Annotated in this window: 28 protein-coding genes; 10 read left to right on the forward strand and 18 right to left on the reverse strand. The window is 62.7% G+C overall.

Annotated elements, in window-relative coordinates; genetic code table 11:
- Positions 1-113: 113 nt before the first annotated feature.
- The 9 genes from dnaQ to uvrB form a co-directional block, all read right to left on the reverse strand.
- Positions 114-830, reverse strand: a complete 717-nt coding sequence (gene dnaQ, locus ACCQ08_RS20495; protein WP_373450832.1) for a DNA polymerase III subunit epsilon — start codon at positions 828-830, stop codon at positions 114-116.
- Positions 831-901: 71 nt separating this feature from the next.
- A complete protein-coding gene (fdx, locus tag ACCQ08_RS20500) occupies positions 902-1,240 on the reverse strand; it encodes an ISC system 2Fe-2S type ferredoxin (RefSeq protein WP_239811831.1) in 339 nt (112 codons plus the stop codon).
- 29 nt (positions 1,241-1,269) lie between these two features.
- Positions 1,270-3,135, reverse strand: a complete 1,866-nt coding sequence (hscA, locus tag ACCQ08_RS20505; RefSeq protein ID WP_373450833.1) for a Fe-S protein assembly chaperone HscA — start codon at positions 3,133-3,135, stop codon at positions 1,270-1,272.
- Positions 3,136-3,258: 123 nt separating this feature from the next.
- Entirely contained in the window at positions 3,259-3,777 is a 519-nt protein-coding gene (gene hscB / locus ACCQ08_RS20510) for a Fe-S protein assembly co-chaperone HscB (RefSeq protein ID WP_312528642.1), read from the reverse strand.
- Positions 3,778-3,892: 115 nt separating this feature from the next.
- Positions 3,893-4,216, reverse strand: coding sequence for an iron-sulfur cluster assembly protein IscA (iscA, locus tag ACCQ08_RS20515; RefSeq protein ID WP_021025848.1), 324 nt, complete (start codon positions 4,214-4,216; stop codon positions 3,893-3,895).
- 6 nt (positions 4,217-4,222) lie between these two features.
- A complete protein-coding gene (gene iscU / locus ACCQ08_RS20520) occupies positions 4,223-4,621 on the reverse strand; it encodes a Fe-S cluster assembly scaffold IscU (RefSeq protein WP_021025849.1) in 399 nt (132 codons plus the stop codon).
- A gap of 36 nt (positions 4,622-4,657) precedes the next feature.
- Positions 4,658-5,878, reverse strand: coding sequence for an IscS subfamily cysteine desulfurase (locus ACCQ08_RS20525; protein WP_373450834.1), 1,221 nt, complete (start codon positions 5,876-5,878; stop codon positions 4,658-4,660).
- Positions 5,879-6,026: 148 nt separating this feature from the next.
- The gene (iscR, locus tag ACCQ08_RS20530) at positions 6,027-6,563 is read right to left on the reverse strand and encodes a Fe-S cluster assembly transcriptional regulator IscR (protein ID WP_021025851.1); all 537 of its coding nucleotides are present in this window, start codon (positions 6,561-6,563) and stop codon (positions 6,027-6,029) included.
- Between the two features lie 221 nt (positions 6,564-6,784).
- Complete coding sequence (gene uvrB / locus ACCQ08_RS20535; RefSeq protein ID WP_312835992.1) at positions 6,785-8,878, reverse strand: excinuclease ABC subunit UvrB; 2,094 nt, start codon at positions 8,876-8,878, stop codon at positions 6,785-6,787.
- 144 nt (positions 8,879-9,022) lie between these two features.
- Between uvrB and ACCQ08_RS20540 the strand changes: the two genes are divergently transcribed.
- The 4 genes from ACCQ08_RS20540 to ACCQ08_RS20555 all read left to right on the forward strand — a co-directional run bounded on the left by ACCQ08_RS20540 (position 9,023) and on the right by ACCQ08_RS20555 (position 12,067).
- Entirely contained in the window at positions 9,023-10,222 is a 1,200-nt protein-coding gene (locus ACCQ08_RS20540) for an amino acid aminotransferase (RefSeq protein WP_373450835.1), read from the forward strand.
- Between the two features lie 247 nt (positions 10,223-10,469).
- On the forward strand, positions 10,470-10,715 hold the full coding sequence (locus ACCQ08_RS20545) for a GlsB/YeaQ/YmgE family stress response membrane protein (RefSeq protein ID WP_239811826.1): 246 nt from the start codon (positions 10,470-10,472) through the stop codon (positions 10,713-10,715).
- Between the two features lie 80 nt (positions 10,716-10,795).
- Positions 10,796-11,347: a hypothetical protein gene (locus tag ACCQ08_RS20550; protein WP_312408983.1), complete on the forward strand. Its 552-nt coding sequence runs from the start codon at positions 10,796-10,798 to the stop codon at positions 11,345-11,347.
- Between the two features lie 117 nt (positions 11,348-11,464).
- Positions 11,465-12,067 carry an isochorismatase family protein gene (locus tag ACCQ08_RS20555; RefSeq protein WP_373450836.1) on the forward strand — a complete coding sequence of 201 codons (603 nt, stop codon included), beginning with the start codon at positions 11,465-11,467 and terminating at the stop codon, positions 12,065-12,067.
- Between the two features lie 221 nt (positions 12,068-12,288).
- Here ACCQ08_RS20555 and ACCQ08_RS20560 read toward each other — a convergent pair whose 3' ends face one another.
- Complete coding sequence (locus ACCQ08_RS20560) at positions 12,289-12,927, reverse strand: C40 family peptidase (protein ID WP_239811823.1); 639 nt, start codon at positions 12,925-12,927, stop codon at positions 12,289-12,291.
- A 434-nt stretch (positions 12,928-13,361) separates the two neighbouring features.
- Between ACCQ08_RS20560 and ACCQ08_RS20565 the strand changes: the two genes are divergently transcribed.
- Genes ACCQ08_RS20565 through ACCQ08_RS20580 form a run of 4 tightly spaced genes read left to right on the forward strand, consistent with a single transcriptional unit; the run spans position 13,362 to position 15,352 of the window.
- The gene (locus ACCQ08_RS20565; protein WP_312835993.1) at positions 13,362-13,754 is read left to right on the forward strand and encodes a GFA family protein; all 393 of its coding nucleotides are present in this window, start codon (positions 13,362-13,364) and stop codon (positions 13,752-13,754) included.
- Positions 13,751-14,194, forward strand: a complete 444-nt coding sequence (locus tag ACCQ08_RS20570; protein WP_373450837.1) for a hypothetical protein — start codon at positions 13,751-13,753, stop codon at positions 14,192-14,194. The genes ACCQ08_RS20565 and ACCQ08_RS20570 overlap by 4 nt, the downstream gene beginning before the upstream one ends.
- Entirely contained in the window at positions 14,188-14,694 is a 507-nt protein-coding gene (locus tag ACCQ08_RS20575) for a DUF523 domain-containing protein (RefSeq protein ID WP_312408980.1), read from the forward strand. Before ACCQ08_RS20570 ends, ACCQ08_RS20575 begins: the two co-directional genes overlap by 7 nt.
- Positions 14,684-15,352, forward strand: a complete 669-nt coding sequence (locus tag ACCQ08_RS20580; RefSeq protein WP_373450838.1) for a DUF1294 domain-containing protein — start codon at positions 14,684-14,686, stop codon at positions 15,350-15,352. Before ACCQ08_RS20575 ends, ACCQ08_RS20580 begins: the two co-directional genes overlap by 11 nt.
- A gap of 7 nt (positions 15,353-15,359) precedes the next feature.
- On the opposite strand, the gene mnmH is transcribed toward ACCQ08_RS20580, so the two are convergent.
- The 6 genes from mnmH to ACCQ08_RS20610 all read right to left on the reverse strand — a co-directional run bounded on the left by mnmH (position 15,360) and on the right by ACCQ08_RS20610 (position 20,191).
- Positions 15,360-16,418 (reverse strand): tRNA 2-selenouridine(34) synthase MnmH, encoded by a 1,059-nt coding sequence (gene mnmH / locus ACCQ08_RS20585; protein WP_373450839.1) that lies wholly within the window; start codon positions 16,416-16,418, stop codon positions 15,360-15,362.
- A 183-nt stretch (positions 16,419-16,601) separates the two neighbouring features.
- A complete protein-coding gene (locus ACCQ08_RS20590) occupies positions 16,602-17,132 on the reverse strand; it encodes an N-acetyltransferase family protein (protein WP_373450840.1) in 531 nt (176 codons plus the stop codon).
- Entirely contained in the window at positions 17,125-17,739 is a 615-nt protein-coding gene (locus tag ACCQ08_RS20595) for a helix-turn-helix domain-containing protein (protein WP_373450841.1), read from the reverse strand. The genes ACCQ08_RS20590 and ACCQ08_RS20595 overlap by 8 nt, the downstream gene beginning before the upstream one ends.
- A 193-nt stretch (positions 17,740-17,932) precedes the next feature.
- Positions 17,933-18,679, reverse strand: a complete 747-nt coding sequence (locus tag ACCQ08_RS20600) for an aldolase (RefSeq protein WP_256460968.1) — start codon at positions 18,677-18,679, stop codon at positions 17,933-17,935.
- A 161-nt stretch (positions 18,680-18,840) separates the two neighbouring features.
- Positions 18,841-19,479, reverse strand: coding sequence for a 3-oxoacid CoA-transferase subunit B (locus tag ACCQ08_RS20605; protein ID WP_312408976.1), 639 nt, complete (start codon positions 19,477-19,479; stop codon positions 18,841-18,843).
- A gap of 10 nt (positions 19,480-19,489) precedes the next feature.
- Positions 19,490-20,191 carry a CoA transferase subunit A gene (locus tag ACCQ08_RS20610; RefSeq protein ID WP_133855995.1) on the reverse strand — a complete coding sequence of 234 codons (702 nt, stop codon included), beginning with the start codon at positions 20,189-20,191 and terminating at the stop codon, positions 19,490-19,492.
- A gap of 91 nt (positions 20,192-20,282) precedes the next feature.
- On the opposite strand from ACCQ08_RS20610, the gene ACCQ08_RS20615 reads away from it, so the two are divergent.
- Positions 20,283-20,873: a PAS and helix-turn-helix domain-containing protein gene (locus ACCQ08_RS20615; protein WP_230776784.1), complete on the forward strand. Its 591-nt coding sequence runs from the start codon at positions 20,283-20,285 to the stop codon at positions 20,871-20,873.
- A 43-nt stretch (positions 20,874-20,916) separates the two neighbouring features.
- On the opposite strand, the gene ACCQ08_RS20620 is transcribed toward ACCQ08_RS20615, so the two are convergent.
- The gene (locus ACCQ08_RS20620; protein ID WP_373450842.1) at positions 20,917-22,197 is read right to left on the reverse strand and encodes an NAD(P)/FAD-dependent oxidoreductase; all 1,281 of its coding nucleotides are present in this window, start codon (positions 22,195-22,197) and stop codon (positions 20,917-20,919) included.
- 116 nt (positions 22,198-22,313) lie between these two features.
- On the opposite strand from ACCQ08_RS20620, the gene ACCQ08_RS20625 reads away from it, so the two are divergent.
- Entirely contained in the window at positions 22,314-22,997 is a 684-nt protein-coding gene (locus tag ACCQ08_RS20625; protein ID WP_373450843.1) for a DUF4336 domain-containing protein, read from the forward strand.
- Between the two features lie 72 nt (positions 22,998-23,069).
- Here the strand turns inward: ACCQ08_RS20625 and ACCQ08_RS20630 are convergent, their stop codons facing one another.
- Positions 23,070-23,495, reverse strand: a complete 426-nt coding sequence (locus tag ACCQ08_RS20630) for an Lrp/AsnC family transcriptional regulator (protein ID WP_239812681.1) — start codon at positions 23,493-23,495, stop codon at positions 23,070-23,072.
- Positions 23,496-23,603 lie beyond the last annotated feature (108 nt).

The raw sequence follows: 23,603 nt of genomic DNA on the forward strand, positions 1-23,603 counted from the left end.
GAACATGTGACCCCTGCCGTGTGAAGGCAGTGCTCTACCGCTGAGCTAATCACCCGAAATCTCTCGCCGTCAAGCCCTCTATTATGACAGCAAATATTTGCTGGCCGTAAAAATTAGGCCAATTTTCTCCAAATAGTTTTACCGCCACTCGATTTGTCCAACTGCGCGAGCACGTCCTCATGGGCTGCCAGCTCCGCATCGGAAGGCAGGATCACCGGCAGATCGAACTGCGCAAAGTCCACCTTCTTGATGACCACCGCCGAGCCGGATTTGTTGTTGGACGCCATGCTGTCAGATGACAGCAGCTGCTCCTGCCCGCGCGTCATGTTGATGTAGACGTCGGCCAGCAGCTCGGCATCGAGCAAAGCGCCATGCAGGTCGCGGCCGGAATTGTCCACTTCGAGGCGATCGCACAAGGCATCGAGCGAATTGCGCTTACCCGGGAACAGATCGCGCGCCATCAACAGCGAGTCGAGCACACCGCTGACCATGCTCGATAGAGCAGGCATGCCCACCCGCTCGAACTCCTTGTTCAGGAAGCCCATGTCGAAGGGTGCATTGTGGATGATCAGCTCGGCGCCTTCCAGGTAGGCCCGGATCTCTTCGGCCTTCTCGTGAAAGCGTGGTTTGTCAGCGAGAAACGCGCTGGAGATGCCGTGCACACGCAGCGCGTCTTCATGGCTTTCCCGGTCGGGGTTGAAGTACAGGTGCAGATTGTTGCCGGTGAGCTTGCGGTTGAGCAGCTCGACGCAGCCCAGCTCAATGACACGGTCACCATCGACGACAGACAGACCCGTGGTTTCCGTATCCAGAACAATTTGGCGCGACATCTACAACTTCCTCGACTCAAAACAGCGATTGTAAAAGCCGGGCGCTTCGATACGCCCGGCCCGGCAGATGCTCAGTGGTTTTCCTTGGCGTGGTTGATCGAGTACTTGGGAATCTCCACGGTCACATCCTCGCGCGCCAGAATGGCCTGGCAGGACAGGCGGGACTGCGGCTCCAGGCCCCAGGCACGGTCGAGCAAATCGTCTTCTTCCTCCTCGGAAGGCTCCATGGAATCGAAACCCTGGCGCACGATCACATGGCAAGTCGTGCAGGCACGGCTCATGTCGCAGGCGTGCTCGATGTTGATGCCATTGTCCAGCAGCGCCTCGCAGATCGATGTACCGGTAGGCGCCTTGATCTCGGCGCCTTGGGGACAGTATTCGGCATGGGGCAGGATTTTGATGATAGGCATGGGAGTGTGGTTCTTCTTGCTGTAGTCGGTTAAATGGATTGCACGTTCTTGCCGGCCAGGGCCTGGCGGATGCCACGGTTCATGCGCTCGGCGGCAAAGGCCTCCGTGCCCTTGGCCAGCGCGTCGGTGCTGGCCTCGATCTCGGCGGCGCTTTCGCTGTTGGCCAGCGCATGGCGCAGCTGGTCCATCAGCGCATCGACCTGGCTGCGCTCGGCGTCGGCCAGCAGGTCGCCATCGGCGTCCAGCGCGCTTTGGGTGGCGATCAGCAGGCGGTCGCCATCGACCCGCGCCTCGACCAGCGCGCGTGCCTGCATATCGGCCTGGGCGGTGCTGAAGCTGTCGCGCAGCATGTTCGCGATCTGCTCGTCCGAGAGGCCATACGAGGGCTTGACATCGATATGCGCCTCTACACCACTCACCAGTTCTTGCGCGCCCACGCTCAGCAGCCCATCGGCGTCGATGGTGAAGGACACGCGGATGCGCGCCGCGCCCGCGGCCATCGGCGGGATGCCGCGCAGCTCAAAGCGCGCCAGGCTGCGGCAGTCGGCCACCAGATCGCGTTCGCCCTGCACCACATGGATGGCCAGGGCCGTCTGGCCGTCCTTGTAGGTCGTGAAGTCCTGGCCGCGTGCGGTCGGAATGGTTTCGTTGCGGCTGACAATGCGCTCGACCAGGCCTCCCATGGTCTCGATGCCCAGCGACAGCGGGATCACATCGAGCAGCAGCAAGTCGCCATTGGTGTCATTGCCGGCCAGTTGGTTGGCCTGGATGGCGGCACCCAGGGCCACCACCTCGTCGGGGTTCAGGTTGGTCAGCGGCGGCTTGCCAAAGAAGTTGCCGACCGCCGTCTGCACCTGGGGCATGCGCGTAGAGCCGCCCACCATCACAACGCCTTGTACCTCGTCCTTGGCGAGCTGGGCATCGGCCAGCGCACGGCGCACGGCCGTCAGGGTCCGGGCGGTCAAGGCCTGGGTGGCCACATCAAAATCGGCACGGCTCAGGGGCAGCGAGATGGTCTGGCCCGACAGCTGCGCCGAGAAGATGACCTGCTCGGCCTCGGTCAGTGCCTCTTTGGCGGCCTTGGCGGCCAGGCGCAGTACCGCCTTGTCCTGCGCGGTCTGCACCGCGGCGCCGGTTTTCTCCAGCACCCATTGGCCCAGCGCCGCGTCATAGTCGTCCCCGCCGAGCGCCGAGTCACCGCCGGTGGCAATGACCTCGAACACGCCGCGCGCCAGGCGCAGCACAGAGATGTCGAACGTGCCGCCGCCCAGGTCATAGACGGCGTAGATGCCTTCAGAGGCATTGTCCAGGCCATAGGCAATGGCCGCAGCCGTGGGTTCGTTGATCAGGCGCAGCAGCTTGATACCGGCAAGCTGGGCCGCATCCTTGGTGGCCTGGCGCTGTGCATCGTCAAAATAGGCCGGCACGGTGATCACCGCGCCATACAGGTCATTGTCGAAAGTGTCTTCTGCGCGGTAGCGCAAGGTGGCCAGGATCTCGGCGCTGATCTCCACCGGGGTCTTGCGGCCGGCCACCGTCTCGATGGCCACCATGCCGCTGCCCTCGGGCTGCACCAGCGCATAGGCCAGTTGCTCGGGCGCATGGATATCGGCGAGGTTGCGGCCCATCAGGCGCTTGGCCGAGGCAATGGTGTTGGCGGCATCCACACCGGGATGGGCGAGCGCCGCATGACCGATGTCGCGCTTGCCATTGGCGTGGTAGTGCACCACCGATGGCAGCAGCACCCGGCCTTCATCATCCGGCAGGCATTCGGCCACGCCGTTGCGCACGGCAGCGACCAGGGAATGCGTGGTGCCCAGATCAATGCCCACCGCGATGCGGCGCTGGTGGGGATCGGGAGATTGGCCAGGTTCTGAAATTTGGAGCAATGCCATGGATGCGATCTATCTTGTGTTCTCTTGCCTGCGGCCCGCAGGGGATGCGGGCGCAGCGGTCTCAACGGGGGGCGCCAAGGCATGCTGTGCGGCCTGGTGGGCCACCCTGCCTTGGTCAAAAGCCTATTGTCCCAGTTGCTCGCGGCGGCGGTCGATGTCGCCGCTAAATCGCGCAACAAACATGAGGGCTCTCACCTGCTGGGCCGCCTGTGCGTAGTCACGCTCCACATCCAGCAGTTGCTGGCAGCGCTCCAGCATCGCGCGGCGGGCGCTGGCCACCTGGTCGTCCAGCGCGTCCACGTCGGCTTGCGACTGCGCCTCTTCCAGCGCCTCGCGCCACTCCATCTGCTCCATCAGAAAAGCGGTGGGCATGGCGGTGTTGTCTTCGGCACGGATGGGTGCGTCATGCAGCTCGCACAGATAGGCGGCGCGCTTGAGCGGGTCCTTGAGGCGCTGGTAGGCCTCATTGATGCGCACCGACCACTGCATCGCTACGCGCTGGGCAGCAGCACCTTGCGACGCAAAGCGGTCCGGATGGGCCTGCTTTTGCAAGGCCTTCCAGCGCTCGGCCAATTGCTGGGCGTCTTGCGCAAACTGCATCGGCACGGCGAACAGTTCGAAATCGTTGGATTGCAGATTCATCATGAAAAAACCGCCTGGCAGAAGCACAGGCGGTTTGCAGTTTTGGCATCAGCGATGCCGACAAACAAGGCCAGATCGGCCAGTAACGGCCAACCGGGCGCCTGAACCTGAGGCCTCAGATTCTGAAGCTCTCGCCACAGCCGCAGCGATCGCGCTCATTGGGATTGTGGAACTTGAAGCCCTCGTTGAGGCCCTCACGCACAAAGTCCAGCTCGGTGCCGTCGATATAGGCCATGCTCTTGGGATCGACCAGCACCTTGACGCCGTGGTCCTCGAACACCACATCTTCGGGCGCTGCCTCGTCCACATACTCGAGCTTGTAGGCCAGGCCCGAGCAGCCGGTGGTCTTCACGCCCAGACGCACACCCACGCCGTGGCCACGGCGTGACAGGTAGCGGTTGATATGGCGCGCAGCCGATTCAGAAAGCGTGACAGCCATGGCGCCTTAAGCCTCCGCCTTGGCGGTGTGCTTGGCCTTGTAGTCGTTGACTGCAGCCTTGATCGCGTCTTCCGCCAGGATCGAGCAGTGGATCTTCACCGGTGGCAGCGCCAGCTCTTCGGCGATCTGCGCGTTCTTGAGCGCAGCGGCTTCATCAAGCGTCTTGCCCTTGACCCATTCGGTCACCAGCGACGACGATGCAATCGCCGAGCCGCAACCGTAGGTTTTGAAGCGAGCATCCTCGATCACGCCGGTGTCGGCATTGACCTTGATCTGCAGCTTCATCACGTCGCCGCAGGCCGGAGCGCCGACCATGCCGGTGCCCACGGATTCATCACCCTTGTCAAAAGAGCCCACGTTACGGGGGTTCTCGTAATGATCAATCACTTTGTCGGAATATGCCATCTTGGTACCTCTTAACAGTTATCGGCTGCGCCGGCTTTAGTGGGCAGCCCACTGGATGGTGCTCAGATCAACACCGTCTTTGTACATTTCCCACAGGGGGCTCAACTCGCGCAGCTTGGTCACGTTCTCACGGATCGATGCGACGGCGTAGTCGATGTCTTCATTCGTCGTGAAGCGGCCAAACGTCATGCGCAGGCTGCTGTGCGCCAGCTCATCGCTGCGGCCCAGGGCGCGCAGCACGTAGCTGGGCTCCAGGCTGGCGGAGGTGCAAGCAGAACCCGAGGACACGGCCAGGCCCTTGATACCCATGATCAGCGATTCGCCTTCGACGAAGTTGAAGCTGATGTTCAGGTTGTGGGGCACGCGGTGGGTCAGGTCGCCGTTGACGAACACCTGCTCGATGTCCATCAGGCCGTCGAGCATGCGCTGCTGCAGCGCCTTGGCATGGGCGTAGTCCTTGGCCATGTCTTCCTTGGCGATGCGGAAAGCCTCGCCCATACCAACGATCTGGTGCGTAGCGAGGGTGCCCGAACGCATGCCGCGCTCATGGCCACCGCCGTGCATCTGTGCTTCAATGCGCACGCGTGGCTTGCGGCGCACGTACAGCGCACCAATGCCCTTGGGACCATAGGTCTTGTGCGAGGCCAGACTCATCAGGTCCACCTTCAGCGCGGTGACATCGATCTCGACCTTGCCGGTGGCTTGCGCCGCATCCACGTGGAAAATGATGCCCTTTTCGCGGCAGATGTTCCCGATGGTGTCGATGTCCTGGATCACGCCGGTTTCGTTGTTCACGAACATGACGCTGACCAGAATCGTGTCGGGGCGGATCGCCGCCTTGAACACGTCCAGGTCCAGCAGACCATCTTCCTTGACATCCAGATAGGTGACCTCAAAGCCTTCGCGCTCCAGTGCACGCATCGTGTCGAGCACCGCCTTGTGCTCGGTCTTGACGGTGATCAGGTGCTTGCCCTTGCCCTTGTAGAACTGGGCAGCGCCTTTGAGCGCCAGATTGTCAGACTCGGTGGCACCGCTGGTCCAGACGATCTCGCGCGGATCGGCGTTGATCAGTGCGGCGACTTGGGCGCGGGCCTTTTCAACCGCCTCTTCCGCCGTCCAGCCCCAGGCATGGCTGCGCGATGCAGGGTTGCCGTAGTTCTCGGACAACCAGGGAATCATCGCTTCAACCACGCGTGGGTCCACCGGCGTGGTAGCACCGTAATCAAGGTAAATAGGGAAATGTGGGGTCGTGTCCATATCTGGCTCTACTGGCGCGTGCTGGTGGCACCCGCAAAAACTCAAAACGCAATCATCGAATGACTTGCACACCTTCTGGAAGGCGCAACAAGACCTCCCGGCACCGTGAAAGGCACCGGGGATGCGGCGACCAGCGCCGCATCAAGAATCAGGATTTGGCAAACACATTGCCCAGCGCAAACACCGAGTTCGGTGCCGTCACGCGAATGGGCTTGACCACCGGCGTGGTCGAGATGGCGCGGCGCACGATCGGCTTGTCTTCGATCTGGATGCCCTTGGCCAACTGGTCGTCCACCAGCTTTTGCAAGGTGACGGAATCCAGAAATTCAACCATGCGCTGGTTCAGCGATGCCCACAACTCGTGCGTCATGCAACGGCCGGCTTCACCCATGCAGTTTTCCTTGCCGCCACACTGCGTGGCGTCAATAGGTTCATCTACCGACACAATGATGTCGGCAACTGTGATCTCGGCGGCCTTGCGAGCCAGGGTGTAGCCGCCACCGGGGCCACGGGTGGATTCCACCAGCTCATGGCGGCGCAGCTTGCCAAACAGCTGCTCCAGATACGACAGCGAGATCTGCTGACGCTGGCTGATGGCAGCCAAAGTTACCGGGCCATTGTTCTGGCGCAAAGCCAGATCAATCATTGCAGTGACTGCAAATCGGCCTTTGGTAGTGAGACGCATAATCGTTCCTTAGAGGTCAGGCTTGATAACCATAGACGCCCAATGCAAGCAAGCCACCCGCAATGACATCGTCGTAGCCTGTCGCTCCACCCTGCGTGTGCAGGGTAGGTCCCATTCATCGATAGGCTTTTTTCTTGTTGTTGAGTAATTTGTGTCAGTATAGCACAATGCCCCCTAAATTCGCTCGGGTAAGCAAAGATTACTTACAGAAACTGACAACGCTAGAGGCTGCGGGTATTCCCTGCCCCTGGAGAAGCGCCACCAAAAGCCCTTTGTTTCAAAATGGTTAATTGGTCGCGGGCCTGGGCTGCTGCCTCGAACTCGAGATTGCGCGCCGCCTCCAGCATCTGTTTTTCCAGGCGCTTGATTTCCTTGGCAATCTCCTTTTCGGACATGTCCTCGACCTGGGCGCGGCTCATTGCCACCTGCTGGGCACGGTCCATGTCATCGCTGGCCTTGGTGCTGTAGACGCCATCGATCAAATCACGCACTTGCTTGACGATGCTGCGCGGCACGATGCCATGCTCCGCATTGAAGGCCATCTGCTTTTCCCGGCGGCGGCTGGTTTCGTCCATGGCCTTGCGCATCGAGTCCGTGATGCGGTCCGCATAGAGGATGGCCTTGCCGTTCATGTTCCGCGCGGCACGGCCAATGGTCTGGATCAGGCTGCGCTCCGCACGCAGAAAACCTTCCTTGTCCGCATCCAGAATCGCGACCAGCGATACCTCGGGAATGTCCAGGCCCTCGCGCAGCAAATTGATGCCGACCAGCACATCGAACGTGCCCAGACGCAGATCGCGAATGATCTCGACCCGCTCGACGGTGTCAACATCGGAGTGCAGGTAGCGCACTTTCACGCCGTTGTCGGTCAGGTACTCGGTCAGCTGCTCGGCCATGCGTTTGGTCAAGGTGGTGATCAGTACCCGCTCCTGCACCTTGACCCGCGCGTGGATCTCCTGCAGCACGTCGTCCACCTGGTGGGTGGCGGGGCGCACCTCCACTTCGGGATCGACCAGGCCGGTGGGACGCACCACCTGCTCGACGATCTTGCCGGCATGAGTCTTCTCGTAGTCGGCTGGCGTGGCCGAAACGAACACCACCTGGCGCATGCGCTGCTCGAATTCGCCAAACTTCAGCGGCCGGTTGTCCAGCGCGCTGGGCAGGCGAAAGCCATACTCCACCAACGTGGTCTTGCGTGCCTTGTCGCCGTTGTACATGGCATTGAGCTGGCCAATCATCTGGTGGCTCTCATCGAGAAACATCAGCGCATCCTTGGGCATGTAGTCCGTCATCGTCGGCGGCGGATCGCCGGGCGCGGCGCCCGAGAGGTGGCGGCTGTAGTTCTCAATGCCCTTGCAGTGCCCCACTTCGGTCAGCATCTCCAGATCGAACCGGGTGCGCTGCTCCAGGCGCTGCGCTTCGACCAGCTTGCCCTCCCCGACCAATTGCTTGAGGCGCTGGGCCAGCTCTTCCTTGATGGTTTCCACCGCAACCAGCACCTGGTCGCGCGGCGTCACATAGTGGCTGCTCGGGTAGATGGTGAAACGCGGCACCTTCTGGCGCACGCGCCCGGTCAACGGATCGAACAGCTGCAGACTCTCGACCTCGTCATCGAACAGCTCGATGCGCACTGCCATTTCACTGTGCTCGGACGGAAACACATCGATGGTGTCGCCGCGCACGCGGAAGGTGCCGCGCGAGAAATCTGCATCGTTGCGCTTGTACTGCATGCGCACCAGTTGCGCGATCGCATCGCGCTGGCTCAACTCGTCGCCCACCCGCAAGATGAAGCGCATCTTGGTATAGGACTCGGGCGAGCCGATACCGTAGATCGCCGACACGGTCGCCACGACGATGGTGTCGCGGCGCTCGAGCACACTCTTGGTGGCCGACAGGCGCATCTGCTCGATGTGCTCGTTGATGGCACTGTCCTTTTCGATGAACAGGTCGCGCTGGGGCACATAGGCCTCGGGCTGGTAGTAGTCGTAGTAGCTGACGAAGTATTCCACCGCGTTCTTCGGAAAGAACTCGCGGAACTCGCTGTACAGCTGTGCGGCCAGCGTTTTGTTGGGCGCAAACACGATGGCCGGGCGCCCGGTGCGCGCAATCACATTGGCCATCGTGAAGGTCTTGCCCGAGCCGGTGACGCCCAGCAAGGTCTGAAAGGCCTCACCGTCATCAATGCCTTCCACAAGCCCGTCGATGGCCGCCGGCTGGTCACCAGCGGGCGGATATGGCTGGAACAGCGTGAATGGAGAGCCGGGATATTGGATGAATTCCCCCTCGCGGGGTGCCTCTGGAGTGACTTCGTGCATAGGTCGGGTATGCCACGCGCGAGCGGGCGTCGCTAGAATACGGGGTTAACCCCAAAGCGTACTGCAAAATTGCGGTAGAGGCGATGGCCTCTTGTTTGGCATTTGGGGGTGCAAAGCCAGATTTCTACCTACCAAGGACTACACATGTCTCTTTTCTCTTCCGTCGAAATGGCCCCACGCGACCCGATCCTGGGTCTCAACGAGCAGTACACCGCCGATACCAACCCCAACAAGGTGAACCTGGGCGTGGGTGTGTATTTCGACGACAACGGCAAGCTGCCGCTGCTGCAATGCGTGCAGGCCGCAGAGAAAGCCATGATGGACAAGCCCACCCCCCGTGGCTACCTGCCTATCGACGGTATCGCTGCCTACGACAACGCGGTCAAGGCGCTGGTGTTCGGCGCTGACTCGCAAGTCGTCACCTCCGGCCGCGTGGCGACCGTGCAAGCCGTCGGCGGCACCGGCGGCCTGAAGATCGGTGCAGACTTTCTCAAGCGCCTCAACCCCCAGGCCAAGGTGCTGATCTCCGACCCGAGCTGGGAGAACCACCGTGCGATCTTCCAGAACGCCGGTTTTGAAGTTGCCAGCTACCGCTATTACGACGCGGCCAACCGTGCCATCGATTTCGACGGCATGATCGCCGACCTGAACGCCGCCGCCGCCGGCACCGTGGTGGTGCTGCACGCATGCTGCCACAACCCGACCGGCTATGACATCACCGCCGCCCAGTGGGACAAGGTCATCGAGGTGGTCAAGGCCAAGAACCTCGTCGCCTTCCTGGACATGGCCTACCAGGGCTTTGGCCACGGCATTGCCGAAGACGGCGCCGTGATCGGCAAGTTCATCGCTGCCGGCCTGAACATTTTCGTGTCGACCTCGTTCTCCAAGAGCTTCTCGCTGTACGGCGAGCGCGTGGGCGCACTGTCCGTGGTTGCCACCGACAAGGAAGAAGCCAGCCGCGTGCTGAGCCAGCTCAAGGTCGTCATCCGCACCAACTACTCCAACCCGCCCACCCACGGCGGTGCCGTCGTTGCTGCAGTGCTGAACAACCCCGAGCTGCGCGCACTGTGGGAAAAGGAACTGGGTGAGATGCGCGTGCGCATCAAGGAAATGCGCCAGAAGCTGGTCGCCGGCCTCAAAGCCGCCGGTGTGAAGCAGGACATGAGCTTCATCACCACGCAGATCGGCATGTTCTCGTACTCCGGCCTGAGCAAGGACCAGATGGTGCGTCTGCGCTCCGAGTTTGGTGTGTACGGTACGGACACGGGCCGCATGTGCGTGGCTGCGCTGAACAGCAAGAACATCGAGCACGTCTGCGCATCGATTGCCAAGGTCGTCGCCTGATCCCCTGCCCCCTCGGTCTGCGGCTGCCAAGGCCCAGACCTGCAAAAGCAGCCCGCGCCCCAGCAGCGCCGGCTGCTTTTTTCATGCGCGTGACAATGCCAGTTCACCGTTGTTTATCACGTAAAGCCGCTGTATTCAGACCCTTCTCCTACAAACAGCCTTACAGTGCCTTGGTACGCTTCAGGGCGTATTGGCCAGGCCCACCTTGCGCAGGCGCTGGCGTTCACAGCTCAACGGAGAACTACGCATGTCCATCATTGGAACCATTTTCATCGGCCTGATCGTGGGCCTTATTGCACGCGCCATCAAGCCCGGAGACGACAAGATGGGCTGGATCATGACCATCCTGCTGGGCATTGCCGGCTCGCTGCTGGCGACCTACGCCGGTGTCGCCATGGGGTGGTACCAAGAAGGCCAGGCCGCCGGCTGGATCGCCTCGGTGGTCGGCGCCATCATCTTGCTGGTACTCTACGGCCTGATCCGCAAGCGCTAAGCGCAAAGCAGCCTGCGCCAGGCGGGAGGGCCCGCGGACGCAGGCATTTTTTTTCAGCTGTTTACTTCACCCCGACACCCATGAAACTTGGACGCAAGCCCCGCCCCCTGTCCGCACTGCAACTGGCCGCACAAACCGGCAACCCTGCGCTGCTGGAGGCGGTTGAGCAGTCCCAAAAGCTGCTGCACCGCAAAGCCCTGATGGCCGCGCTGGCCAGCGCGACGCCGGTGCCCGGGCTCGATATGGCCGTGGACGCCGCGTTGCTGTCGCGCCTGATCCCGCAAATCAGCAACTACTTTGGCTTGAGTGATGAGCAGATTGCGCGCCTGACCCCCGCCAAGCGTGCAAAAGTACAGAACACCGTCAATATGCTGGGCGGTGTGCTGGTGGGCAAGCTGATCACCAAGGATGTGATCATGCGCGGCGCCAAGGCGCTGGGCATGCGCCTGACCGTGCAGCAGGCCAGCAAATATGTGCCGATCGCCGGCCAGGCCGTGTCAGCCGCCCTGGGGTACGCCACCTTGCGCTACCTGGGCGAACAGCATTTGCGCGACTGCGTGCGGGTAGCACACGAAGCGGGCATTGTGCTGCCGGTCGTCTATGCGCCTGCTCTGGACCAGGACCAGCGCTGAATCCCGCCCGGCGGTGCGGCTGCCAGGCCTGCCGCTGTTGGATGGCTTTTGCAGCCTTCGTCAGTCCCTGCGCGATGCCGCAGCAGCGGCCGGGCGCCGTCACAGGTAAAATGCCGCATGCTTTTAGATTTTGAAGAATCCCAGCTGGTGCTGGTCGACTACCAGGAAAAACTGATGCCCGCCATTTTCGATGGCGCGCAGGTGCTGAAAAATGCCACCCTGCTGGCAAAGGTAGCCCAACAACTGCAGGTACCCGTGTTCGGTACCGAGCAAAACCCCAGCAAGGTCGGCCCCAATGCCGCAGAGCTGCGCGGGCTGTGCAACAAGACCTTGGCCAAGATGTTCTTCAGTGCTGTACCCGAGGGCCTGAACGAATGGTTGCGCCCTCCGGCCAAGCCCCAGGGCGGCAATGCCCGCAGCCTCCCCAAGCACCTGCAAAAGCCGCAACAAGCCGCACCTGAACGCAACAGCATCATCATTGCCGGTTGCGAAGCCCATGTCTGCCTGCTGCAGACCGCGCTGGAGCTGCTCGAAGACGAGTTCGATGTCTGCGTGGTCACCGATGCCTGCAGCAGCCGCACCGAGCGCAACCGCGATGCCGCCTTCGACCGCCTGGCCGGTGCCGGCGCCGAGCTGGTCACCACCGAGATGGTCATCTTCGAATGGCTGCGCAGCTGCGAGCACGAAGACTTCCGCGATATCCTGCAGATGATCAAGTAAGACCTGGCTGGAGCCTCTCCAGCATGTCACCCGCCCAGGCTGCTCCACAGGCAGCCTTTTTTACGCGTCTGCTTCTGGCGCGCCCATCTACTTATATGCAGGGGTGCGTGACGCCCCCCTCTCCTTACCGTTGAGCCCAGCGAACCAATGCCGCGCAGACAACAAAAAAGCTTCCCGAAGGAAGCTTGGTTCGCTTTCGCGCGCTGCAGAGCGCAAGGCGCTCAGTTCACACGCATATTGGCTTTGGACATCACCCGGCCAATCAGATCCTGCGCCTCCGCACCATCGAGGTTGACCTGCTGCATCAGCTTGGTGCGCGCCTCTTCACTCAACTCCACGCGGCGCGCGCCATCGAAGCGCTTTTCCCAGTAGGCGATATCCATGCTCTCGACCCGAACAGTCTTGCCGGTGCGGGGAGAATGGATGAACTTGCCGTCCCCCATGTAGATCCCCACATGGCTGAAAGCCCGGCGCATGGTGTTGAAGAACACCAGATCCCCGGGCTTGAGTTCGGCTTTTTCAATCTTGTCGGTAGCGGCGGCCTGCTCTTCTGCGCGGCGCGGCAAAATCTTGCCCCAGCTCTCGGCATAGACAGCACGAACAAGGCCACTGCAATCAAACCCCGTCTCAGCGCTGTTACCACCACGGCGGTAAGGCACGCCGATAAGCCCGAGGGCATTGCTGATCAGCACATTGGCCTGGTCCTTGACCTGGTGATGCACCGAATCGAGCTTGGAAAGACTGCTTTGGCCAATGCCCAGCAGCAGATCCAAATCGGATGGCTTGTGTTCGCTCTCGGGGGCGGCATGTGCGCTGACAGACGCGGCGACGATGAGGGTGCAAATCCATTTCGGTGACATAGCGGGCGACTTTAGCACGGTTTATTTTGAAGACAATTCATAAATATGTAACAAAACCCAAACCCCTCATGTCACAAAATACCGGGGTTTACCCTTCGAATTTTGCCCCATTAGCTATCCAATCAACTGCATCTATTCCGCAATGTGTTGTTTTTATTGAGTTCCCTCCAGGCTTCGCACTTTCACACCCAACTCTTGGTTGTTTCTATATGCAACCATAGTTACTGCAACCAAGACTGTAAAGATATTCCTACGGGGGAGTCAGACCAGGACGAACATAGGTTGTTGACAGTCAAGCAAGGGTCATGCCATTACCCGCCGTGTTCCATCCGTATTCCTCCTCGCCGCGGTCCTTGGCAGCGCCTGCTCAATACGATAAAAAGGCAGACCGTATTGCTTCTCCCGCGAACAACAACCACCTGGAGGCCCCTGCCATGCTCATCCACGGCGCATGCCACTGCGAAGCGGTTCGCTTTACCGCGCTGATCGATCCCGCGCAGGTCAGCGTATGCCATTGCAGCGACTGCCAGGTGCTGTCGGGCGCGCCGATGCGGGCCATTGTCAAAGCCGCGATCGCCGACTTCTCGCTGCAGGGCACCGTGCAGACCTATACCAAGACCGCGCAAAGCGGCCAGCGCCGCGACCAGGTCTTCTGTCCCGTCTGCGGAACGCCGCTGTACGGCTGCGCCGCACTGAACCCGGAGTTTGTCGTGATCCGCCTGGGCTGCGTGGAAGAACGCGCGCAGCTGCCGCCACATCGGCAGATCTGGACCGCCTCAGCGATGCCCTGGCTCGGTGACTGCGTGGCGCCATCCGGGGCCGCATGACCAGCGCAGATGTGGTGCAGGCCCTCACCTCGGTCTGCGACAATCACGGGATGGCTCGCCAGTTTGAATTTGCTGACTCCGAAATCAGCCGCATCCACCGCACTGCAGAAGGCTGCAGCATCGAATTTTCGGCCGCACTGGTCGCTGAGCGCCAGGGAAGCGACACCCAGCAAGGCTACAGCAATGGCCTGCGCCTGCTGCTCAACCCCTGCCCGCCCGCAATCGCTGACCAGGCGCAAGCCTTTGGCTTGCTGACTAGCGGATGGCTGCAACGGGGCCTGCAAAGGCTCAGCGTGCTGCCAGTGCCCAGCGATTACCAGGCTGAGGCGCTCAACCTGCATCTGCAATTTGCCAACGGGCTGCAAATGCAACTGAGCGGCAGCAGCCTGCGCTGCGAGGCCAGCGAACAGGCCCGGCAGGTGGAGGTGCTGGCATGCTGAAGTCTGCGCCTCCCAAGGTCCTGGTCAGCGGCTGCCTGCTTGGCCAGCCCGTGCGCTATGACGGCAGCCACAAAGGGGCCCAGCACGCGGTGCTTGACCGCTGGCTGGCACGGCAGCAGGTGGTGAGCCTCTGCCCCGAGACGGCCGCAGGCCTGCCCACTCCCCGGCTGCCTGCTGAAATCGTCGGCGGCACCAGCATGGCGGTGCTGCGCCAAGCCGCCCAGGTACGCGACAGCGCTGGCAACGACGTAACTGCCGCCTTTGTGCTGGGCGCCCAGCTGGCACTGCAGCTGGTGCAGCGCCATGGCATACGGGTGGCGGTGCTCAAGGAGTTCAGCCCGACCTGCGGATCCAGCCAGGTCTATGACGGGCAGTTTGCCGGCCATACCGTGCCGGGCGAAGGCCTGGCCTGCAGCCTGCTGCGCCAGGCCGGGGTAGCGGTATTCAGCGAGACCCAATGGGAAGCCGCCGCGGCGCAGCTGGAGGCCTATGCTGCTTGAAGGCACCCTGCAATCCTGGAACGATGAGCGCGGCTTTGGCTTCATCGCCCCCGATGGCGGCGGCCCGCAAGTTTTTGTGCACATCTCCGCCTTTCAGAACACCGCCGCCCGGCCCCAAGCCGGCCAGCGCCTGAGCTATGTGCTGGACAAGCCCGCAGGCGACAGACCCCGGGCCAGCCGCGCCCGCGTGCTGGGTGCAGCGGTACCGCCATCAACGCATCCTGCACGCCCACGGGCCGCAACCACGCGCGCCCGGCGCCAGGCCACCAGTGCGGCCCGATCGGGCGCATCCGGTGGCGCCGCCCTGTTGTTCATCCCCGCGCTGGCGGCGTTGCTGCTGGTACTGGGCCTGAGCTTTGGCCCCACCTGGCGGGCTGCAGGCTGGTATCTGTTGGCCTCGCTTGTCACCTTTGCCTGGTATGCCTGGGACAAGGCTGCCGCGCAGCAAGGGCATTGGCGCACCCCCGAGAAGCACTTGTGGCTGCTGGGCTTGCTCGGCGGCTGGCCGGGCGCCTTGCTCGCCCAGCGCTGGCTGCGCCACAAATCCAGCAAGCAGGAATTTCTGCAGGTGTTCTGGCTGACCGTGGTGCTCAACCTGGTGGGCCTGTGCCTGCTGTTCTCTCCACTGGGGCAGCGGCTGGGGCTGCCTGTCTTCTAACGGCCCTTCAGGAGCGCCCCGCCTGCTGCATCACCTGCGCCGCCAGCGCAGCGATGCACGCGTCCGACAGGTCATCGGCCTCCAGGGTCCGGCGCTCGGCCCAGCGGGCAAAATTGCGCGCCTGGCTGCGCTCGTAGTGCGGGTCGTAGTGCAAGGCCATCAGTTCGGCAAACAGGGGGGCGAGCTCGCCCTGCGCTGCCCAACCCTGCCAGCGGCCGACGACCTCCTTGCCTTGCAGTTCCTTCAGGTAGCCCAGCTTGGTGGCCAGCAGACCAGCGTCAGCGCCCAGGTAGGCGTAGTCACGCAGCAAATAGGCCAGGCGCGCCTGCGCCGAGGCCTTGACCTCGATAACCGGTGCCTGGCGCATATGCTCGACCAGCGCCATCGGCACCGAGATGCGCCCGATCTTGGCGCTTTCACCTTCGATGAACACCGGGCGCTCCAGATCGAACTGGCCGATCTGCGTCGCGAGCAAGGTCTCGAAGTGCTTCTGGCTGGGCTGCTCCACGCCAGGCAGGTGGCCCAGCAGCGAACCTTTGTGGCTGGCGTAGCCCTCCAGGTCAATCACCTGCGCGCCCTGCGCTGCCAGCGCATGCAGCACCCGGGTTTTGGCACTGCCGGTGGCACCGCACAGCACCTGCAAGCGCAGGCGCGGCACCAGCGACTCCAGCCGCTCGATCACATGGCCGCGAAAACCCTTGTAGCCGCCTGCCAGCTGCTGTGCATCCCAGCCGACCAGGCGCAGCCAGGTCACCATCGAGCCGCTGCGCAGACCGCCGCGCCAGCAGTAGACCAGCGGCTTCCAGTGGGCGGGCCGGTCATGGAAGGTGTCGTGCAGATGGCGCGCCAGGTTGGCGCTCACATAGGCAGCGCCCAGGCGCTTGGCCTCGAAGGGGCTGACCTGCTTGTAGATGGTGCCGATCTGGGCCCGTTCCTCGTTGCTCAGCACCGGGCAGTTGATGGCCCCGGGAATGTGGTCCAGCGCGAACTCGGCGGGTGAGCGGGCGTCGATGATGGTGTCAAACTTCTCGATATCGCTGATGCGAACAGGCTGTCGATGGGACATAAGGCACAAGCTGGCTACACAGGCCAGTCTCAAGATCAGGGGCAAGCACCGGCGCCAGCGATGAACGCCGGCACAGCAACTGCGCAGAGTGATCGAGCCTCGATACAGCCATCGCAGGCCACCTGGGCCCGCGCTGCGCGAAAAAGCGGATTATCCCATGCGTGCACTGCAGGACAGCTGGACTCAACCGTCCACCGGGTGGGCCGGGGTTTGCAACAGCAATTGGTAAAAGGCCAGGTCCAGCCAGCGGCCAAACTTGAAACCCACCTGCGGCCGCAGCCCCACCGATTGGAAACCCAGCCGCTGATGCAAGGCAATCGAGCCGGCATTGGCCGCGTCAATGGCGCCGACCAGCGCATGCACATCGTTCAAACGCGCCTCCTCGATGATGGCCTCCATCAGCTGCAGGCCCAGTCCCTGGCCGCGCTGGTCAGCACGCACATAGACCGAGTGCTCCACCGTGTACTTGTAGGCGGGGTAGGCGCGAAAGGCCCCATAGCTGGCAAAGCCCAGCAACTCGCCTGCCGCATCCTCAATCCCGATCACAGGGTAGCCGCCCTGGCGCTTGGCATCGAACCAGCTGCGCATATTGTCGGCATTGCGGGGCTGGTAGTCATACAGCGCCGTGCTGTTGACGATGGCGTCGTTCAGAATCGCCAAAATGGCCGGCGCATGCCGGTCGTGGGTGCAGCGCACCGCATGTCTCTCAGTCATCCATCTCTCCAGGAAAAACCACAGGCAACGGCGGCAGGCTGCTGCCTGGCGCGGCCAGCACCAGCAGATAGCGGGCGGGCTCGCGGCCGGGATTGCTAAATACCAGGGTTTGGTCGAGCACCATCGCCAGGCAGTCGCCCGCCCGCAAATGCCAGCTCTCGGTGCCCAGCGTCAGCTGCAACTCGCCTTGCAGCAGCCACAGTTGCTGGTGCAAGGCCTGGCTGCGCAGGCCGTTGTCAAACGCCACACGCTGGCCGGGCGGAAACACCACCTCCAGCATCTCGAACGGCGCGGGAAAGCCCACCGGGCTCAGTTGCCGGCGCTCATAGCCGGTCGCAGGGTCGCGCCAACATGGCTGGGCGTCGGCACGGGCCAACGGCTGCGGAGCGCGGGTCTGGCGCTCATCGGCAAACAGCGCTGCCAGCGGCACCTGCAAGGCCTGCGCCAGCTTGCCCAACACGGCCGCGGTGGCGCTGGTCTGGCCACGCTCGATCAGCGAAATCATCGACCGGCTGACACTGCTGCGCTGCGCCAGCTCCTCCAACGTGTAGCCACGCTGCTTGCGCAGCGCGCGCACGCGGGTGGAGAGCAACTCATCAATGGTCATTCCTCCAATTTAACAGAATTTATTCCTGTATATTGGAATGACGATGTTGACGCCTGCAGTAGCAGTCACAGCGATGCAGGACAGCAACGGAGAAGATCAAGCTTGCGAATCGCCTGCAAAGCGTCCCACCGGAGGGACGCGGCTCCGCCCGAGTCCGCGCTCCGGCCCGTGTGGCAAGTGCTGCAGAGGCTGCTCAGCGCAATTGGCGGCGCAGCGCCTCAAAGAACAGCGTCGATTGCAGCCGCTCGCCATTGGCCTGCTCCGCCACGGTGGCCGCCAAGGCTGGCTCGCAAGGCGCCAGCGGCACACCGGTGGACTGCGCCAGCACCTGGGCCTGGCAGGCGCGCTCCAGGTAATACAGGTCGTCAAACGCATAGTCCATGCGTTCTCCGCACACGATGATGCCGTGGTTGCCTAAAAAACTGATGTCCGCGCCCTGCATCGCGTGGGCGATACGCTCGCCCTCGCGGTCATCGAGCGCAAAGCCGTTGTACTGCGCATCAATGGCCAGCCGGCCATGAAAACGCATCGCGTTCTGGCTCAACGTGGTGTCCAGTGCGCGCTGCGTCGTCAAGGTCAACGCGGTGGCATACGGCATATGGGTGTGCAGCACGCAGGTTTTGCGGGCAATGCGGTGCACGGCCGCATGGATGAACATCGCCGTGGGCTCGACGACATGGCCGCCCGCCACCACGGCACCCTGTGCGTCCACCATCACCACATCGTCCGCCTGGATCTCGCCCCACATCAGGCCGCGCGGGTTCAGCAAGAAATGCTGGCCATCGGGCAGCGCCATGCTGAAATGGTTGCACACGCCCTCCCCCAGACCAAAGTGCGCCGCCGCACGCAGCGCCAGCGCCATGTCCTCGCGCATGCGCAGTACATCGGGCCGGGTGAACAGCGGGTGGGAAAGGTCGGCAGGGGCAAACGGAGCGTTCATAGTGGGTGGGTCGATAAAGATATTCACTGAGTATGTCCTCTGCTCCCCTCCCCGGCAATGGGGAAAGCGACAGCTGCCACCCGCCATGGAAAAAGCCCGCCATCGATCGATGCGCGGGCTCATGGCTACAGCGCCAACCGGTAGCGGCTGGGCAGCGGTGCTTACTGGATCAGGCTGACGCCGGTCTTGGACTGCACGTCGTCAAAGCTCACCTCGGGGGCCAGCTCCACCACCTTCAGGCCTTCGGGCACCACATCGAACACACCCAGGTCGGTGATGATGCGGTCCACCACGCCCACACCCGTCAGCGGCAAGGTGCAGTCCTTGAGGATCTTCAGGTCGGTCGTGCCGTCCTTCTTCCTGGCCACATGCTCCATCAGCACGATCACGCGCTTGACACCAGCCACCAGATCCATCGCGCCGCCCATGCCCTTGACCATCTTGCCCGGAATCATCCAGTTGGCCAGGTCACCCTTTTCGGACACCTGCATCGCGCCCAGGATGGACAGGTTGATCTTGCCGCCACGGATCATCGCAAAGGACTGGTCCGAGCTGAAGATGGACGAGCCGGCAATCGTGGTCACCGTTTGCTTGCCCGCATTGATCAGGTCGGCGTCGATGGCATCCTCGGTCGGGAATGGGCCGATGCCCAGCATACCGTTTTCCGATTGCAGCCACACTTCCTTGTCACCGGTGTGGTTGGCCACCAAGGTAGGAATGCCGATACCGAGGTTTACATAGAAGCCGTCTTCCAGCTCTTGCGCCGCACGTGCGGCCATTTGGTCTTGGGTCCAAGGCATGACAGGCTCCTTACTGCTTCTCGGTGATGGTGCGCTTTTCGATGCGCTTCTCGGGGGTGGCATTGAGCACCAGGCGGTGCACATAGATGCCGGGCAGATGGATCTCATCGGGCTTGAGCGCGCCGACTTCGACAATCTCCTCCACCTCCACAATGCAGACCTTGCCGCAGGTGGCCGCTGCCGGGTTGAAGTTGCGCGCCGTCAGGCGGAACTGCAGGTTGCCACTCTTGTCGGCGCGCCAGGCCTTGACCAGCGACACATCCGCAACGATGGAGCGCTCCATCACATAGGTTTCGCCGTCAAACTCGCGCAGCTCCTTGCCTTCGGCCACTTGCGTGCCCACACCGGTCTTCGTGAAGAAGGCGGGGATGCCGGCGCCGCCAGCGCGCATCTTCTCGGCCAGGGTGCCCTGGGGAGTGAACTCCAGCTCCAGCTCGCCAGCCAGGTACTGGCGCTCGAACTCCTTGTTCTCGCCCACATAGGACGCAATCATCTTCTTGATCTGGCGCGTCTCCAGCAGCTTGCCCAGGCCAAAACCGTCGACACCGGCATTGTTCGATGCCACCGTCAGATCCTTGACGCCGCTGTCGCGCAGCGCTTCGATCAAGGCCTCGGGAATCCCGCAAAGGCCAAAGCCGCCCACGGCCATTAACTGCTTGTCTGCCACCACGCCTTTGAGCGCGTCCGCAGCACTGGGGTAGATCTTATTCACACTTGTCTCCTGATAAGAAGGGCTTGTTTCGCCAATCAAGCATACTACGTATTAGGATACGTAGTATTTCGTAAAGGGGACAATTTTTGCCATGGCAGTGACACCACTCGACTACCGACAAGCCTTCGAAATGGCGCCTGTGGGCCTGGTGGTGTCCCACCGGCGGGTCATGATCGACTGCAACGAACAGGTCTGCGACATGTTCCGCACCTCGCGCGAGCTGATGATGGGCCAGTCCTTCCAGATCCTCTACCCGAGTGCCGACGAGTTCGAGCGCCTGGGCCGCCGCATCGCCCCGATCATGGGCGCGCAGGGCCTGTATTCGGACAACCGCATCATGAAGCGCGCCAATGGCGAGATGTTCTGGTGCCATGTGATGGGCCGCGCGTTCAACCGCGACGACCCGCATGAAGGCGGTGTCTGGAGCTTTGAGGACCTGAGTGCGCTGCGCCCGGTGCGCGCCGAGCTCACCGCCCGCGAGCGCGAGGTCGCTGCCCATCTGCTCGAAGGCATGACCAGCAAGGAGATTGGCCGGGGCCTGGGCATCAGCCACCGCACGGTCGAGATCTACCGCACCCGGCTGATGCGCAAATACGGCGCCGACTCCTCTGCAGAGCTGGTGCAAAAGCTGCTCGCTGGCGGCAGCTCGCTCGATATCGTCCTCGGGCCGGACGACATCTGAACCCAGGGCTTGACGCTGCCTGGGCCTGCCAGGCAGTGCCGCGTCAATGCAGCTTCATCCGGCCCGACACGCGTTGCTGCAGCAAACGGGCCAGTGCCAGCACCGCCGTCTTGCCGGTGCCCAGAATGGCACGGTGGTGCATCAGGTGCAGGGACATATACATCCACTTGGCGATGAGGCCCTGCACAAAGAAGTTCTTGCCCGACAGACCGCCCATCAGATTGCCCACGCCCTTGTTGTCACCCAGCGAGACCAGCGAACCAAAGTCCTGGTAGACAAACACCTCGTTGAACGAGCGCTCCTTGAGCGCGGCAAACAGCAGCTTGCACAAATAGCTGCCCTGCTGGTGCGCAGCCTGCGCGCGCGCGGGCACCGTCTTGCCTTCGGTCCAGGTGGCGGCGGCGCAATCGCCCATTGCATAGATGCGGCTGGCACTGGCGCGCAGGTGGTCGTCCACGACAAACTGGTTGATGCGGTTGACCTCCAGCCCCAGACGGGCATTGCTGTCCGCTGCCTTGATGCCGGCGGCCCAGACGATCAGATCGGCCGGCACCTCGCCATTGGAGGTGATCACCTGGCCCTGCGCCAGCGACTGCACACGTGTGCCGGTCATCACCCGCACGCCCTTGCGCTCCAGTGCGACGCGGGCCTGCTCCGAGATGCGCGGTGGCAGTCCACCCAGAATGCGCTCACCGCCTTCGATCAGGCTGATATCGAGCCGGAAGCGCTGGCTGTCCGACAGGCTCTCCAGCAGCATCTGGTGCGCCTCGATCAGCTCGGCCGACAGCTCCACGCCGGTGGCTCCGGCACCGACGATGGCGACCGCCAGCGAACGCGGCTCGGCATACGACGCATGGGCACAGGCACCGAGCCAGTCGGCGTGAAAGCGCTGCGCATCGCGCACGCTCTCCAGCAGATAGGCATGCTCGATCCCCGGGGTGCCAAAGGAATTGGAGCCGCTGCCCATCGCCAGCACCAGGTGCTGGTAGCTGATGACACGCTCGGGCACCACCTGCTTGCCGGCATCGTTGATCACCGGCGCCAGCACAATGCTCTGCTTGGCGGCATCCAGACCCATGCATTCGCCCATCGCAAAACTGAAATGGTTGCGGCGCGCCAGCACGGTGTAAGACAGGCCCTCCTGGTGCGCATCCAGCGTGCCGGCCGCTACTTCGTGCAAGGTCGGCTTCCAGATGTGGAAGGGCATCTTGTCCACCAGCAATACCCGCTCGCGCCCTTCGCGCGCGCCCAGTTTGCGCCCCAGTTGTGCGGCCAGTTCCAGTCCACCTGCACCGCCGCCCACAATCACCACGTCATAGTGCATGTACGATTCCTCAAAAGATGGCTGCCATTGTTGACCATTGCCAGCTTTTCTGCACCTGCGCGCCTGGATTCACAATGAAAATCCAAGGCATTCCCTCCATTGCAACCAGGCCAGCCATGCTCGACCCTATCGCCAACGACCTCTGGAGCGCTACCCAACAGATCAGCGTGCACGGCCTGCCGGTGCGCACCCGCATGACGGTCGTGCGCCTGGCGGGCGGCGCGCTGTGGCTGCACTCGCCCATAGCACCAGCAGCTGCGTTGCGTGCGGCGCTGGATACGCTGGGCGATGTGCGCTGGATCGTCGCGCCCAACCGCATGCACCATCTGTTTGCCGGCGATTGGCAGGGGCATTACCCGCAGGCAGCATTGTGGGGCGCGCCAGGGCTGGGCGCCAAGCGCCCTGACCTGCCCCAGTTACAAAGCCTGGACCAGACACTGCCTGCGGCCTGGCAACCCAGCCTGCAGATGCAGCCGTTTGCAGGTTTGCCGATACTGAATGAATGCGTCTGGCTGCACCAGCCCAGCGCCAGCCTGATCGTGACCGATGTGCTGCAGTACTACCCGCAGGATTTGTCGCTGTCGGCACGGCTGTTCAACAGCCTCAACGGCACGCGCAGCCGCCTGGCGATGCCGCGCGCGCTGCGCTTTGCGATCCGGGACCGGGCCGCTGCGAGCGCGGCCGCCGCCCGCATCTGTGCCTGGCCGGTGCAGCGCCTGGTGCTGACCCATGATGCGCACATCACCGAGCAGGCCCCCCAGCAGCTGCAGCAGGCGCTGGCGTTTTTGCTGGCTGACTAGGCCTGAACACAGCCCTTTGAACACAGCCCGGTGTCATCCCAACGCGAAGGTGTAGCAATCGCCAATACGCGCTCAGGACACCCGAAAACTCTCCAAATGGATGCTGGTTTCGCTGTTGCTGATGCCCTTGATCAGCCGAATGCGCTCCAGCACCTGGGACAGCGCCTCCAGGCTGGCCACCTGCAGCTCGGCCAGCAGATCCCAGCGGCCATTGGTGCTGTGCAGCGCCGCCACGCCCGGCTCCCCGAGCAGCGACGCCATCACGCGCCGCGTGTCATTGCCGGTGATCTCGATGCTCATCCAGGCGCGCAGCACGTCAGGCTGCACATCGGGGCGCAGGCGCACGCTGTAGCCCACGATCAGGCCCTCGCGCTCCAGGCGCTCCATGCGGTTGGTGACAGTGCCGCGCGACACGCCCAGCCTGCCCGCCAACGTGGCCACGCTCTCGCGCGCATTCTGGCGCAACAGACTGATCAAGGCTTGGTCAATATTATCGATATGCACAATACGGACTGACTAATTGCTCTGAATACTGTCATTTTCTACCATTTTTTGCACTTTGCTTTATGGCGGCTTGGCGAGACACTGGTTGCAGCCGCTGCGGCA

Source organism: Comamonas sp. SY3, assembly GCF_041730275.1.
Lineage (GTDB): Bacteria > Pseudomonadota > Gammaproteobacteria > Burkholderiales > Burkholderiaceae_C > Comamonas > Comamonas sediminis.